We start from the raw sequence: 13,519 nt of genomic DNA on the forward strand, positions 1-13,519 counted from the left end.
TGCTATTGCGCACTCATTCTAGTCCTGTAATGGGCTAGGGCCTGATGCCGGCCGGTGGGTATTACTGTGTTAAAAGCCAGTGGAGCGAGCCATGCGGCCCGCTCCACTGGAAAAGCTTTGGTATTAGAGTGCAGCAGCGACGATGTTTACGACGCGGCGTCCGCGACGCTGACCGAACTCGACTGCGCCTGCATCCAATGCAAACAATGTGTCATCCTTGCCACGACCAACACCCTCACCGGGGTGGAAGTGTGTGCCGCGCTGGCGAACAATAATTTCGCCTGCCTTGACAACTTGACCGCCGAAGCGCTTTACGCCGAGGTACTGGGCGTTTGAATCACGACCGTTGCGAGTGGAACTCGCACCCTTTTTATGTGCCATTTGAAAATGCCTGCCTTTTGACTAAAAGATTCTAAGTGGATCGAACTTCAAAACGCTTATTAAGCGATTGAGGTGATCTTGACCTTGGACAGTTCCTGACGGTGGCCCTGACGCTTCTTGTAACCGGTCTTGTTTTTGAACTTCTGAATGACGATCTTCGGCCCGCGAAGATCCTCCAACTTCTCAGCCGTAACCTTTACACTAGCCAGGTCCTTCGCGGCTGTGGTGATTTTCTCACCATCAACCAAGAGCAAAGCGGGCAGCTCAAGTGTGCTGCCAACTCCACCGGGGACGCGGTTCATGGTCACGTGGTCTCCAACGGAAACCTTTTCTTGACGGCCGCCTGCGCGGACAATCGCGTACACCACTGGGGAACTCACTTCTCTCGACGTTTATTACAAATTTTTATGCCGGCAGGGATCGTATTTGATCGCTGCCAACCGCATGCGCCGCAGTTCTAGAAAAGAACAAACGCGGGGTGCATACTATGTGCCTCAACGCCGTGGACCTCAATGGAGTTCTGCCATGGAGTGGTTGCCCTAGGTGTTGGCGTAAGCACCGAAGATCAAGAATACGCTAATTCTGGCTCCGGGAGCAAATGAGACTGGTTTCGAGCTTCCGAAGCGCGTCTGCCAAAACATTGTTTTGACTGACAATTTCCGGGGTTCCTGAAACCGTACTCACCAACTTTAGCGTGGTTGCCACCGTTTTTCTTCATTTAGGACCGTGACGCGCCGTTTTCTTAGGCAATCACCAGTGGCGTTGATCACCTTTGCAGACAAGTGTGCCTAGATCTCGCTTGGAACGTGTTGATGCGGTGCCGCAAAAAAATCCACCTCGTACTGTACAGAATGCGCAAAGGCGGCCCGCATACGTTCTCTTTCCAGGGCCGATCCCCTGCGCGCGGCCGTATCCATGATGCTCACGGCTGTGGCCGCTGCCTGAGCAAAGTCGTCGTCGGCGTATGTCGCCAGCCACGTGCCATAGGGATGTTCGCCCGAAAAGGATAGGTAATCGGCATGCAGCACACGCCCCACTTCTGCGTACAGCCAGTAACACGGAAGAACTGCGGCAACCACTTCCGCATAGCTGCCGGAGAATCCAACACCTTGCAAATGGTCCACGTAGTGCTTTGTCACCGGGCCCTGTTGCGGATTTGCGGGCTGCCCATTGAGCCAGTTGCGGTGCAGCTGCAATTCAACTTCAAGACAATTCTGTGCCCCTGCCGCCCAGAACTTCTGCTCCATTTCGGTTGGGGCCAAGGAACTGGCACGGGCAAGGACACGCGAGTATGCGCTCAGGTACAGCGCATCCTGAACCAGGTAATAGGCAAAGTGGTTGCGTTGTAACGTACCGGCGGCTAATTCCTTAATGAACTCAAGAGCGAAAATTGCTTGTCGTTGGGGTTCGATGTGCGCCCACAATGCTGCACTGAATTGCCCGGCTCCAGGCGCTGCGTTCTCCCACAGTGCGTGCAGGTGGTTGACGGGGCCTGCACCGGAGCCAACCTCTAGCACCTCGGATGTCTCAAGGGCCCTACCCAGCCACTCCTTGGCTTGCTGGACGCTGGCAATCCAATCACCAGTTTGAGCCTGCAAAGTAGCCACTGCCGCCGACAATGAGCACCCGGTTCCGTGAGTATTCACGGTATCTATCCGAGCGCCAATGAACTCATTGACCACACCGTCAGGGTGAACCAGTGCGTCGGGGCACAGCTCCCCCGCCAAGTGCCCGCCCTTCACGAGCACCAAGACCTCATGAGTCGCGGCCAGCTCCTTACCCTGCTGAACGGCGGCCTGCCAGCTTGCAGCTTCCGGTTGGTCAAGGAGAACCCCTAGCTCTGGGAGATTCGGAGTCACTAGGTGCGAACTTTTAATGAGTTCCAGTAAAGCTTCACGGGCGGCCGGGGCCACAAGCATGTCTCCGCTAGTAGCCACCATGACCGGGTCCAGTACAACCACGGCGGGCCGGGTCCGCGCCAGCCACTCTCTCACCGCGTTGATGACTTCTTCAGTGCCAAGCATGCCGATCTTCACGGCATCTATGGTGACGTCGGAAGCTACAGCGTCCAGTTGGGCTGTGAGGAAAGTTGCCGGTGGAGTATGGATGTCTTGTACTCCCCGCGTATTCTGCGCAGTTAATGCCGTAATGGCAGTCATTGCATATCCACCGTGGGCTGAAATAGATTTAATGTCAGCCTGGATACCGGCACCGCCCGATGAATCAGAACCTGCAACACTCAGGATCCGGGGGTGCTTCACAGTTGCGGGCACGGTGGTGCGTTGCCCAGTTTCAGAAGTGGAAGAAACTGTTGCGTAGGTACTCAATGGGACATCCCTTCGCCGGTTCTAACCGGGCAGGTTCAACGGGTATTCTCTCAGCCAGCCCTGATGGCATGGCACCCCGTGTCGATCTCCACCCTAGCCCCAGCCGTGACGCTTAAAGAAAACCGGCCCAGAGCCAATGTCAAAAACTGCGTTCTGCACGCACATTTTAACGCAGGTTCCGGGCCGGCAGTGTCAGCATCAGAGCTCTGAAGCGGGCACTCCCACACCGAGAATGATCGGTTCGCTACTTTTGGTTACAGTCGTTGCAGGTGCCGGAATAGCTGCCGCGGTACTCAGATGCGGAGCGGAACCCTGACCTGCAGGAGCGTAATGAGAAGTTTCAACCACCATGTCGGCACCACCTTGAGCGCTACGTGCACTGCGGTTGCGGCGTCCCCGACGTGCACGCGAACGGTTACCACCGTTGGAGTCCGCCACCGTCTCATGATGCTGGTCCTGGCCGGGAGCCACCAGCTGGTCTAGAGCTTGTGCCAGATCCGCCAGCGCCGCCGCATGGTCAGCATTGCCTGCCTGTACGTTTGCGCTGCTTTCACTACGATGCCCACGAGGGAGTTCAATGGCTTCCCCACCCAACGTGAGAGTTGCGCCGTCGGAGGTTTCTGAACCTTCTGCTTTTACGTCGCCTTTGACACCTACGTTGCCGCCAGAGCTTGTGGCGCTCTGCGCAATTGCTGTTGCTACGGCCGCAGCGCCACGGTGTGACTCGTCCCCGTCGTGCTCATGATGTGAAGCAGCCGCAGCTGCCGCAATGTTCGCCAAAGCAGTACGGGCAGCGTGGGCTTTCTGGACTTTCTCTGCTTCGGTAACCTCATCGGGTGACTGCACAGGAGTGCTTTCCGGGTGCTGCGACTCAGCCTGTTGCCCGCGGTTGCGGTTGCGTTTACGTTCGCTGCGGGTAGACCTATTGGCCGTGCGCTCGTTCTCGCGATGCTCCGGTTTGCTGGCATGGGTCTGCGCAACCTCCACAGCAGGACTATGCGTACGGCGATGCTCCACTGGAATCTCGTGCGTGACCATGCCGCGACCCACGCAGGTTGGGCACTGCTCGCCAAAGACCTCAAGGAGGCCTGTACCCATACGCTTGCGGGTCATCTGAACCAATCCAAGTGAGGTCACCTCGGCAACTTGATGCTTGGTGCGGTCGCGTCCCAGGCATTCAACCAGGCGGCGCAGCACCAGATCCCGGTTGGATTCAAGCACCATATCGATGAAGTCAATGACAATGATCCCGCCAATGTCACGCAGGCGCAGCTGACGAACTACTTCCTCGGCAGCCTCCAAGTTGTTCTTGGTCACTGTTTCTTCCAAGTTTCCGCCGGAGCCGGTGAACTTACCGGTGTTGACATCGACCACTGTCATAGCTTCGGTGCGGTCGATCACCAACGAACCTCCCGAGGGCAGGAAGACCTTGCGTTCCAGCGCCTTGTTGATCTGCTCATCGATGCGGTGCGCGGCAAAGATATCTTCGGGCTTGTTCCACTTCTCCAAACGGTCAAGCAGATCCGGGGCAACATAGGTCACATATGCCTCGATGGTGTCCCAGGCGTCCTCGCCCGAGACAATTAGTTTGGTGAAGTCTTCATTAAAGACGTCACGGACAACCTTGATCGTCAGGTCAGGTTCGCCGTACAGCATCTCCGGGGCGAGCGTCTTATGCGAAGACGCCCGCTCATTGATGCCCGCCCACTGAGCGCGCAAACGGTTGATGTCATTCGTTAGCTCTTCTTCACTGGCACCCTCGGCCGCGGTGCGGACAATCACACCAGCATTTTCGGGCAGGTGATCCTTGAGCACGCGCTTGAGGCGATTACGTTCCACGTCGGGTAACTTGCGGGAGATCCCAGTCATGGACCCCCCCGGCACAAACACCAGGTAACGGCCAGGCAAAGAAATCTGGCTGGTCAGACGTGCACCCTTATGGCCCACAGGATCCTTGGAAACCTGCACCAGGACGGGGTCACCGGACTTCAACGCGTTCTCAATCCGGCGCGGTTGTCCGTTCAGATTTGCGGAATCCCAATCAACTTCACCTGCGTAGAGGACAGCGTTGCGCCCTCGACCAATGTCCACGAAAGCCGCTTCCATGCTGGGCAGCACGTTCTGGACCTTGCCCAGGTAGACATTGCCGATCAGTGAATCCTGCTGGGTCTTGGAAACAAAGTGCTCAGCCAGGATGCCGTCTTCAAGGACGCCAATCTGAATCCTGTCTTCGCCCTGGCGCACAACCATGACACGGTCAACTGATTCGCGGCGGGCAAGGAACTCAGCTTCTGTGATGACAGTGCGGCGGCGACCCGAGTCGCGGGAATCACGGCGACGCTGCTTCTTAGCTTCCAAACGAGTGGAGCCACGCAGGCTTGTGACCCGGTTTGAGTCCACAGATGTGGACTCCGACGGCGTGCGAGGCGCCCGCACCCGCGTCACAGTGTTGGGCGGATCTTCTTCGCTGCCACCTGTCAGTTCCAAATCTGCTTCACCACGGCGGCGGCGGCGCCGACGGCGCGACGTCACGCCGTCGTCCATTTGATCCGTGTTGATGGAGTCACTGGAGTGATCAGTGTCAGCCGCGTTGGTGCCCTCTGATATTTCTACAGTTTCAGTTGCCTCAGAGCTGGAGCCTCGTGTACGGCGGTTGCGAGAGCGTGAACGGCCGCTTCGTTCACTTTCCTGTGAGTCGCGTGTGCCGTTGGCCTCGTTATCATTGCGGGTCTCCTGACTGGCAGCCGGGACGGCCATGCTCAAATCTGCAGCCATGAACAATGCTGAGATCCCTGCTGCAGGGGAAATGAACAATGCTCCTGGGGCTTCAGGCTCGGAGCCGTCATGGGCTCCACTGTGGGCCGGAGCTGCTGATCCAAACTCATCCTGGACGGGAGTGTGCTGCGTTGGGGCGGCGGTTCCCGCCGAAGAGTCAGTGGCTGTTGCCTGTTCTTCAGTCTCAGTGCTCACGGTTTCAGTACTGACAGCCTGAACAGCGGCAGGCCCAGTAGCGGCAGTCTTCGCTGCGGGCCTGCGGCGACTGCGGGTTGTTTTGGTGGCAGCGGGTGCGGGCGGAGTCTGAACAGTTTGCGCTTCCGATGCTGGCGTTGAACTACTGGGCGTGTCCAAAGTAATCGCGCTCTGAACTGGAGCAGGACCAGCCGGTGCTGCGGCTTTCCGGCTTGTACGCCGGGCCGGGGCCTTTGCTGCTGACTTCGTTGCATCTGGCTCCGGGGTATCAGTCTGCGCAGCGGCGGTGCTGGTGACTGGAGTCTTGGCTGCACGGCTGCGCCTAGCCGGGGCTTTTGTTGCAGGTGTTTGAACGTCTGCTCCGGCCAAGCTCAGCTCACCTTGGACACCGGTAGATTCATCCCGCACTGCTGCGGGCGCGGTCACGGGCGCTGTAGCCCGGCGTCGGGGTGCCCGCTTGGCCGGAGCTGAGCTAGTTTCCGCCGCTACCTCTGCCGCTTTGGTGCCTTGGTTGGCGGTTGGCGCAGTCTTGGCGGGCTCAGTTATCTCATCCAACAGCGAAGGTTCAGCTGCTTTGACTGATGATTCATTTGATGTTTCCAAGCCAGCCGTTGGCGCAACCTTTTTGGCTCGGCTGCGACGTGCAGGAGTCTTCTTTGCCGGGCTTTGTTCTTTTTCGCCAGAACTTTCAAGCACAGCAGTGCTCTCAAGCGCAGAGGTGTCAGCGGCTGGGACATCTTTACTAACTGTTGGGGCCGCCACATTGCTTGCCGGGCTGGTGACGCTTGCCGGGCTGGTGACGGCGGCGGTTGCCCGACGCGATCGTGTGGTCTTTACTTTGGCGGGAGCTGCCTGCGTTGGCTCTGTGTGCTCCGGTGAGGTTTGTTCATTATCCATTGTGGGCATTACTTTCGCGCCGAATCGGCACCCCCACATCGGGCGCCGACAGCGGCAGATGTGTCAGCCCCCGCAGGCGCTGACGGAAGTCGTCTAAATACCTCCCAGGCGGCACCAACTTCTGGGTGCGCAAGCTCTGAAAAGCCAATGGTTTGCGGGATCCGTCCGGTGGATAGCTGCACGGATAGGCAGTGTCGTCACCGGCAGCCGGAGGCTTGCCATTGGACTGAGGGGCGCATGTGGATCGCCAACCAGCCGCTTTCATTGTCTCACATGCGCCAAGCCACGGAGCCGTTTCACGGAGGGCGCGCCAAGAAACTCACGCTACAATCAGGACACAATCACTGATTTCAATGGATAGGACACCATGCCAAGCACCAAAGTTTCCACCAGCAACCAGACGGAGGTGGATCTGCCCGCCATGGTGCGTGCTAAACCGTTTGGTTGGTTCTTGGTCATTACTGGCGCCATCTCATGGATTGCATCTTTCGTTTTGGTGTTGGATCGTCTGCAGCTGTACACAAACCCGGACTCGAATCTCAGCTGCGATTTTAACTCCTGGATCTCCTGCGGTGATGTTATGAAAACACCTCAGGCGGCTATTCTCGGTTTCCCCAATCCATTTATTGGTGTGGTCGCCTTTGCGGTCCTCATGACTACAGGTGTGGTTTTACTGGCCGGGGCACACATGAACCGTTGGTTCTGGATATGCATGCAAGTGGGCATAACCGCGGGCATGGGCCTGATTGGCTGGTTCTGGTTTCAGGCCGTCTACGTACTCGCCGTCCTGTGCCCCTACTGCATGATTGTGTGGGCAATGATGATTCCGCTGTTTGTCTTTATCACTGTGCGTAACCTCAACCACGGAGTCATCAGCGCTCCCCCTGCCCTGACCAAGTTCCTCAACGAGTGGGCTTGGATTATTGTGGGGCTGATCTACGTGGCGACCGTTGCCTCGATCTTCTTCAAGTTCATGCACCTGATCATCCCGTCGAACGCATAACCCCCACCCCCGACGCTCGCTCACTTAACGTCGAGTTTCATCAAACGCTCCTTCAGATATGAAGGAGCGTTTGATTCTTAAGCCCCAGGAGTGAGCGAGCGTCAGCGAAAACACGACGTTAAGTGAGCGAGCGTCAGGGTGGGCAACGACGAGGGGCGCCCTCCTTGTGGAAGGCGCCCCTCGTCGTCGTTCGCTAACTGCTTCTGGGATTATGCAAACCAGATGGCGATCTCGCGCTCAGCGGACTCTGCAGAGTCGGAGCCGTGAACCAAGTTCTGCTGAACCTTCAAGCCCCAGTCGCGGCCAAGATCGCCGCGGATGGTGCCGGGTGCGGCCGTGGTGGGGTCCGTGGCGCCAGCCAGGGACCGGAAACCGGCAATGACGGCGTTACCTTCGAAGATTGCCGCGACAACCGGGCCCGAGAGCATAAATTCAACAAGCGGCTCATAAAATGGCTTGCCCACGTGCTCTTCGTAGTGCGCTTCCAGCTGCTCACGGGTGGCGGGAACCTTCTTCAGCTCGGCCAGGGTGTATCCCTTGGCCTCGATGCGGGCCAGGATCGCCCCTGAAAGGTTGCGGGCAACACCGTCGGGCTTGACCAGGACAAGGGTGCGCTCAATGCTCACAGTAACTCCAATAACTAGATAAAAAGGACATTCGGATTTAGTTTACTTGGCGTCGGCATCTGGGGTTGGGACTTCGGGAGTCGAAACCTGCGGATGAGCTGCGTCCCACACGGTTTGGGCCTTAGCCCGCACAGCATTCTCCCGATCGATTTTTGCTCCTGCGTAGAGGGCGTACCACCAGGCAACCGCAAAAAGGACACCCACAACGAACATGGACGGTTCCCAAAAACCACCGGCGATCAAAGCCAACTGCAGGGCCCAGCCGAACGCTGGACCCCACGATTTACGGACCACTCCGCAGGCCACGATCAGCAGCAGCGCCAGCACGGCAGCAACAATAAGGTAGAGAGGATCTTTGCCCTTGAGGCCAAATAATGCCAATCCTAGAAAGAGTGCCACAAATGCTTCGAGCAACAATACGACAGAGGCAAACATCAGTTTGGTGGAACGCGCCTTTTTTGGCGTGTTGGGCTTCCATTCACGCTGCGCTTTCGTCAGCTTAGCCATCTCAGGCACCTTGCTTTTCGCCGGGACGGCCCAACAAAATCCGTGCTTCTCCAACAAGTGTGATGGAACCTGTGATGAGGATGCCACCGGCCAGATCATTGTTGGACTCCGCACGTTCAACAGCCCATTCAATGGCGTCATCAAGCTTCTCGGCGATGTGAACGTCTTCTTCAGCCCAACCAAGATCCACCGCCATTTCAGCGAGCTCGGCCGCCGGGATGGCACGGGGAGAATTTGATTGGGTCAAGCAGATCTCCGCTGCCTCATCACCATAAGATTCCTTGAGAGTATTGAGAATCTCTTCGGCATCCTTCTCCGCCAGGATACCCAGCACCACCACAAGTTTGCTAAATGCAAACGACTCCTGCAATGCAGCCGCCGTGACGGCTATCCCTGCCGGGTTGTGCGCTGCATCGACAACAATGGTCGGTGATGTGCGCATGACTTCCAGGCGGCCAGGTGACGTGACGGCGGCGAAGCCTTCTTGTATCAGCTCGTGATTGAGTTCCGTTTCGCCCCCGCCAAGAAATGCTTCCAAGGCTGCCAGTGCCACGGCGGCATTCTGAGCTTGGTGTTCCCCATGCAACGGAAGCAAAATTCCAGGGTAGCGTCCGGCGAGTCCCTGCAGGTCAAGCATCTGTCCACCAACAGCCACAGTGCGTGCCTCAACACCAAATTCCACGCCCTCAAAACGGAACTCGGCATGCTTTTCTCGCGACGCATCCAAAATGACCTGCGCGGCATCAGTGGGCTGGGCTGCGCTGATCACGAATGCACCTTCTTTGATGATCCCGGCCTTCTCCTGCGCTATAAGACCCGTGGTATCACCAAGAAGTTCAGTGTGATCAAGGGAGATGGGAGTGATGACGGCTACTTGGCCATCTCCCACGTTGGTGGCATCTGTGATGCCACCCAAACCGACTTCCATAATAGCTACGTCCACTGGTTCATCGGCAAAGATGGCAAACGCCAAGATTGTCAATGCCTCAAAGTATGTGAGACGGACGTCGCCGCCTGCCATGAGTTCGGCATCAACAATCTCCAGGTAGGGCCGGATCTCATCCCAGATCCGCACAAACGTCTCATCGCTGACGGGAGCCCCGTTAATGCTGATGCGCTCAGTAACCCGGGTCAGGTGCGGGCTGGTGTAACGGCCAGTGCGTAGATCGTGGGCCAGCAGGCCAGCCTCAATCATCCGGGCAGTGGTAGTTTTTCCGTTAGTGCCTGTGATGTGGATGATCGGAAAAGCCTTGTTGGGCTCCCCCAGGATGTCCATGGCCCTAAACAACGGAGCCAGTCTGGGTTCCATCTTGTTTTCGGGGGCACGGCCCAAAAGATCGGCATAGACACTTTCAACCGAGAATAGGTCATGGTCAGCAGGCATTTATGAAATGCTCCGTTCAACAGTGATGGTGGTTTCGACGTCACCTGGGATGAGTTCAAGTTTCAGTGTCAGAGTCTCAGTCTTCACCAAATCTGCGTTGGCGTGTAGGGCATCGACAATCTCCTGCGGCGCACTGATAATGGTGCGGATCCTGTCACTGACCTGAAGACCTGCGTCCTTGCGGGCTTGTTGGACGGCGCGCACCATATCGCGTGCGGTTCCTTCGGCAACAAGCTCCGGTGTCAGCTCGGTGTTCAGCACCACGAACCCGCCGTGCGGCAGCATCGCAACGGCAGTTTTTCCGCCGTCGTGCGCATCAGCAACAACAGTTTCCAGGCTGTACTCGGAAGGCTCAAGTTCCAAGCCGCCAGCGGTGACAACGCCGTCGGTGACGGACCAATCCCCGGACTTGGCACCCTTGATAGCCAGCTGGACGTCTTTGCCCAGACGCGGCCCTGCTGCCCGAGCGTTGACAACCAGTTTCTGGGAGATGCCGAACTCCTCAGGGGAGGCGAGAGCAGCATCAACGAAGCGCACAGTGCGGATATTGAGTTCGTCCTTGACGATGTCAGCAGCAACACTCAGATCAAAGTTTGACGTGACAACAGTCAATTCCGCCAAGGGCTGACGCACCCGCAGGTTAGCGGCCTTGCGCAGGCTTGAACCTGTGGAGCAGATCTGGCGTACTCGGTCCATACCTTCCACCAAGTCTGCATTGGCAGGGAAGAGCTCGTGGTTGGGCCAATCGGTCAGGTGGACTGAGCGCCCACCTGTGAGACCACGCCAGATTTCTTCAGTGACCAGCGGCAGCAGGGGTGCCGCCACCCGGCACACCGTCTCCAGCGCCGTATATAGCGCATCAAAGGCGTCCGTGCTCTCGTCAAAGAAGCGGTTGCGGCTACGCCGGACATACCAGTTAGTGAGCATGTCCAGGTAACTGCGCAGTGAATCGCAGGCACCTGAGACGTCATAGCCATCGAGTTTGGCAGTCATTTCACGCACCAAGTCACCGGTATTCGCCAGCAGGTACTGATCCATGGGATCCGCATAACCGTCAAAGCGCAGCACAGCGTCGTAGCCTGTGCCGCCCTTGGCCGTGTTCGCGTACAGGGTGAAGAAACTGTACACGTTCCACAGCGGCAAGATGACTTGGCGGACACCGTCCCGGATGCCCTGTTCGGTGACCACCAGGTTGCCTCCGCGCAGGATGGGGCTGGACATCAGGAACCAACGCATGGCGTCGGAACCGTCACGGTCAAGAACCTCTGAGACGTCCGGGTAATTACGCAACGACTTGGACATTTTGGCACCATCTGAGCCCAGCACAATGCCGTGGCTGATGACGTTCCTAAACGCCGGGCGGTCAAAGAGGGCCGTGGAGAGGATGTGCAGCATGTAGAACCAGCCGCGGGTCTGGCCAATGTACTCCACGATGAAGTCGGCTGGGTTGTGGGTGTTGAACCAGTCCTCATTCTCGAACGGGTAGTGAGCTTGGGCGTACGGCATGGACCCGGAATCAAACCAAACATCCAGCACATCCTCCACCCGGCGCATGGTGGACTGTCCCTGCTCAGGGGTGCGGGGATCATCCGGGTTGGGACGGGTGAGCTCGTCAATGAAGGGGCGGTGCAGGTCAACTTCGCCGACCTTGTTCAGCGGCAGGCGGCCAAAGTCGCCTTGGATCTGCGCCAGCGAGCCGTAAACGTCGGTGCGGGGGTAATTTTCGTCGTCGGACTGCCAGACGGGAATGGGGCTACCCCAGTAGCGGTTGCGGCTGATGGACCAGTCGCGGGCGTTGGCGAGCCACTTGCCGAATTGTCCGTCCTTGACGTTGCCCGGGATCCAGTTGATGTCCTGGTTCAGCTCCACCATGCGGTCCTTGAACGCTGTCACTTCCACATACCAGGACGACACTGCCCGGTAGATCAGCGGTGTGCGGCAGCGCCAGCAATGCGGGTAGCTGTGCACGTAACTGGCCTGGCGGATCAGCCGGCCGGCCTCCTTAACCACGCGGGTGATGGTCTTGTTGGCGTCGAAGACCTGCACGCCGGCAATATCGCTGAGCGGGCCACCTGCAAAGAGCGGCAGGAAGTTCGCACCCTCATCCACGGAGAGGACCACCGGGATGCCGTACTGCTCACAGACCTTTTGATCCTCTTCACCGTAGGCGGGTGCCTGGTGGACAATGCCCGTACCGTCGGTGGTGGTGACGTAGTCAGCCAGCAGGAACTGCCACGATTTTGCGGTGCCGAACTTTTCATCGTCGGCGAAGTAGTCCCACAAGGGCTGGTATTTCAGACCTTCAAGCTCAGCGCCCAGGTACGTGGCAGAAACGGCGGCAGTTGCGCCAGCACCGTCGTCGTACCCCAAATCCTTGGCGTAAGCACCCACCAGATCCAACGCGATCAGGAACTTCTCCCCCGTTGCGCTGGTTCCGTTAGGCCCAACAGGCACGACGGCGTAGCTCACGGCAGGTCCCACGGCCAGTCCCTGGTTGGTGGGCAGGGTCCAGGGCGTGGTGGTCCAGGCGATGGCCTCAACGCCGGCCAGTTCCCGGGACAGCGCAGATTCGCCAGCCACGATGGGAAAGGTGACGGTGACGGTTTGGTCCTGGCGGTCCTTGTAGACGTCGTCATCCATGCGCAGCTCGTGGTTGGAAAGCGGCGTCTCATCCTTCCAGCAGTACGGCAGCACACGGTAACCGTTGTAGGTCAAACCCTTTGAGTGCAGCTGTTTGAACGCCCACAGCACGGACTCCATGTACTGCACATTGAGTGTCTTATAGTCATTTTCAAAGTCCACCCAGCGGGCCTGGCGGGTGACATATTCCTGCCACTCCCCGGCGTACTTCATAACGGAGGAGCGGCAGGCGTCGTTGAATTTATCGATGCCCATGGCCTCGATCTGCGCCTTGTCCGTCATGCCCAGCTGCTTCATGGCTTCCAGCTCCGCAGGCAAACCGTGTGTGTCCCACCCGAAGCGGCGCTCTACTCGGCGCCCGCGCTGGGTCTGGTAGCGGGCAACTAGGTCTTTGGCGTAGCCGGTTAGCAGGTGCCCGTAGTGCGGCAAACCGTTGGCGAAGGGAGGACCGTCATAGAAGACGAATTCATTTGAGCCATCTTCACCGGCGTCGCGGGCGTCAATGCTGGCTTGGAAGGTGCCGTCTTCATCCCAGTACTTCAGGACAAGTTCTTCAACCTTCGGAAAATTCACGGAGGAGGGAACGTGCTTGGATTCGGCATGGAGGCCAGCGGCGGCAGAGGCCTTCGGGAAGTGGGTCATCACATCATCCTGGTTGTGGGCGTTCAGGTTCAGGATGCAAGGACGGCTTGCGCCGCGGTACCACCTCGCTTACCACCCCCTGGCTTTTGTTTCCAGGGTGTGGCCGCTCATTAGCTGCTGTGACGGGCTTACCCGTCCGGTT

Annotated in this window: 9 protein-coding genes and 1 riboswitch; of the genes, 1 reads left to right on the forward strand and 8 read right to left on the reverse strand. The window is 58.1% G+C overall.

Annotation, left to right across the window (positions count from 1 at the left end):
* Positions 1 to 123: 123 nt before the first annotated feature.
* The 4 genes from rpmA to AAFM46_RS09260 form a co-directional block, all read right to left on the reverse strand.
* Positions 124 to 381: a 50S ribosomal protein L27 gene (gene rpmA / locus AAFM46_RS09245; RefSeq protein WP_283527445.1), complete on the reverse strand. Its 258-nt coding sequence runs from the start codon at positions 379 to 381 to the stop codon at positions 124 to 126.
* A 59-nt stretch (positions 382 to 440) separates the two neighbouring features.
* Positions 441 to 749: a 50S ribosomal protein L21 gene (gene rplU, locus AAFM46_RS09250; RefSeq protein WP_283528583.1), complete on the reverse strand. Its 309-nt coding sequence runs from the start codon at positions 747 to 749 to the stop codon at positions 441 to 443.
* A 420-nt stretch (positions 750 to 1,169) separates the two neighbouring features.
* Positions 1,170 to 2,708, reverse strand: coding sequence for a bifunctional hydroxymethylpyrimidine kinase/phosphomethylpyrimidine kinase (locus AAFM46_RS09255; RefSeq protein ID WP_343317491.1), 1,539 nt, complete (start codon positions 2,706 to 2,708; stop codon positions 1,170 to 1,172).
* A riboswitch (TPP riboswitch) is annotated at positions 2,699 to 2,797 on the reverse strand. (Overlaps the previous gene by 10 nt.)
* A gap of 109 nt (positions 2,798 to 2,906) precedes the next feature.
* The gene (locus tag AAFM46_RS09260) at positions 2,907 to 6,575 is read right to left on the reverse strand and encodes an Rne/Rng family ribonuclease (protein ID WP_343317492.1); all 3,669 of its coding nucleotides are present in this window, start codon (positions 6,573 to 6,575) and stop codon (positions 2,907 to 2,909) included.
* Between the two features lie 367 nt (positions 6,576 to 6,942).
* Between AAFM46_RS09260 and AAFM46_RS09265 the strand changes: the two genes are divergently transcribed.
* A complete protein-coding gene (locus AAFM46_RS09265) occupies positions 6,943 to 7,578 on the forward strand; it encodes a vitamin K epoxide reductase family protein (protein ID WP_283527452.1) in 636 nt (211 codons plus the stop codon).
* Positions 7,579 to 7,787: 209 nt separating this feature from the next.
* On the opposite strand, the gene ndk is transcribed toward AAFM46_RS09265, so the two are convergent.
* From ndk to ileS, 4 genes are read right to left on the reverse strand one after another with little or no spacing between them, the layout of a single operon-like run.
* Positions 7,788 to 8,204: a nucleoside-diphosphate kinase gene (gene ndk, locus AAFM46_RS09270; protein ID WP_283527454.1), complete on the reverse strand. Its 417-nt coding sequence runs from the start codon at positions 8,202 to 8,204 to the stop codon at positions 7,788 to 7,790.
* A 42-nt stretch (positions 8,205 to 8,246) separates the two neighbouring features.
* Positions 8,247 to 8,711: a DUF4233 domain-containing protein gene (locus AAFM46_RS09275; RefSeq protein ID WP_283527456.1), complete on the reverse strand. Its 465-nt coding sequence runs from the start codon at positions 8,709 to 8,711 to the stop codon at positions 8,247 to 8,249.
* Position 8,712: 1 nt separating this feature from the next.
* Positions 8,713 to 10,095 (reverse strand): folylpolyglutamate synthase/dihydrofolate synthase family protein, encoded by a 1,383-nt coding sequence (locus AAFM46_RS09280; protein WP_343317493.1) that lies wholly within the window; start codon positions 10,093 to 10,095, stop codon positions 8,713 to 8,715.
* Positions 10,096 to 13,377, reverse strand: a complete 3,282-nt coding sequence (gene ileS, locus AAFM46_RS09285) for an isoleucine--tRNA ligase (protein WP_343317494.1) — start codon at positions 13,375 to 13,377, stop codon at positions 10,096 to 10,098.
* Between the last annotated feature and the right edge of the window lie 142 nt (positions 13,378 to 13,519).

Source organism: Arthrobacter sp. TMP15 (genome assembly GCF_039529835.1).
Lineage (GTDB): Bacteria > Actinomycetota > Actinomycetes > Actinomycetales > Micrococcaceae > Specibacter.

Coding starts and splice junctions, on each gene's coding strand:
- rpmA (WP_283527445.1), bottom strand. CDS start 381: ATGGCACATAAAAAGGGTGCGAGTTCCACTCGCAACGGTCGTGATTCA.
- AAFM46_RS09260 (WP_343317492.1), bottom strand. CDS start 6,575: ATGGATAATGAACAAACCTCACCGGAGCACACAGAGCCAACGCAGGCA.
- AAFM46_RS09265 (WP_283527452.1), top strand. CDS start 6,943: ATGCCAAGCACCAAAGTTTCCACCAGCAACCAGACGGAGGTGGATCTG.
- AAFM46_RS09275 (WP_283527456.1), bottom strand. CDS start 8,711: ATGGCTAAGCTGACGAAAGCGCAGCGTGAATGGAAGCCCAACACGCCA.
- AAFM46_RS09280 (WP_343317493.1), bottom strand. CDS start 10,095: ATGCCTGCTGACCATGACCTATTCTCGGTTGAAAGTGTCTATGCCGAT.
- ileS (WP_343317494.1), bottom strand. CDS start 13,377: ATGACCCACTTCCCGAAGGCCTCTGCCGCCGCTGGCCTCCATGCCGAA.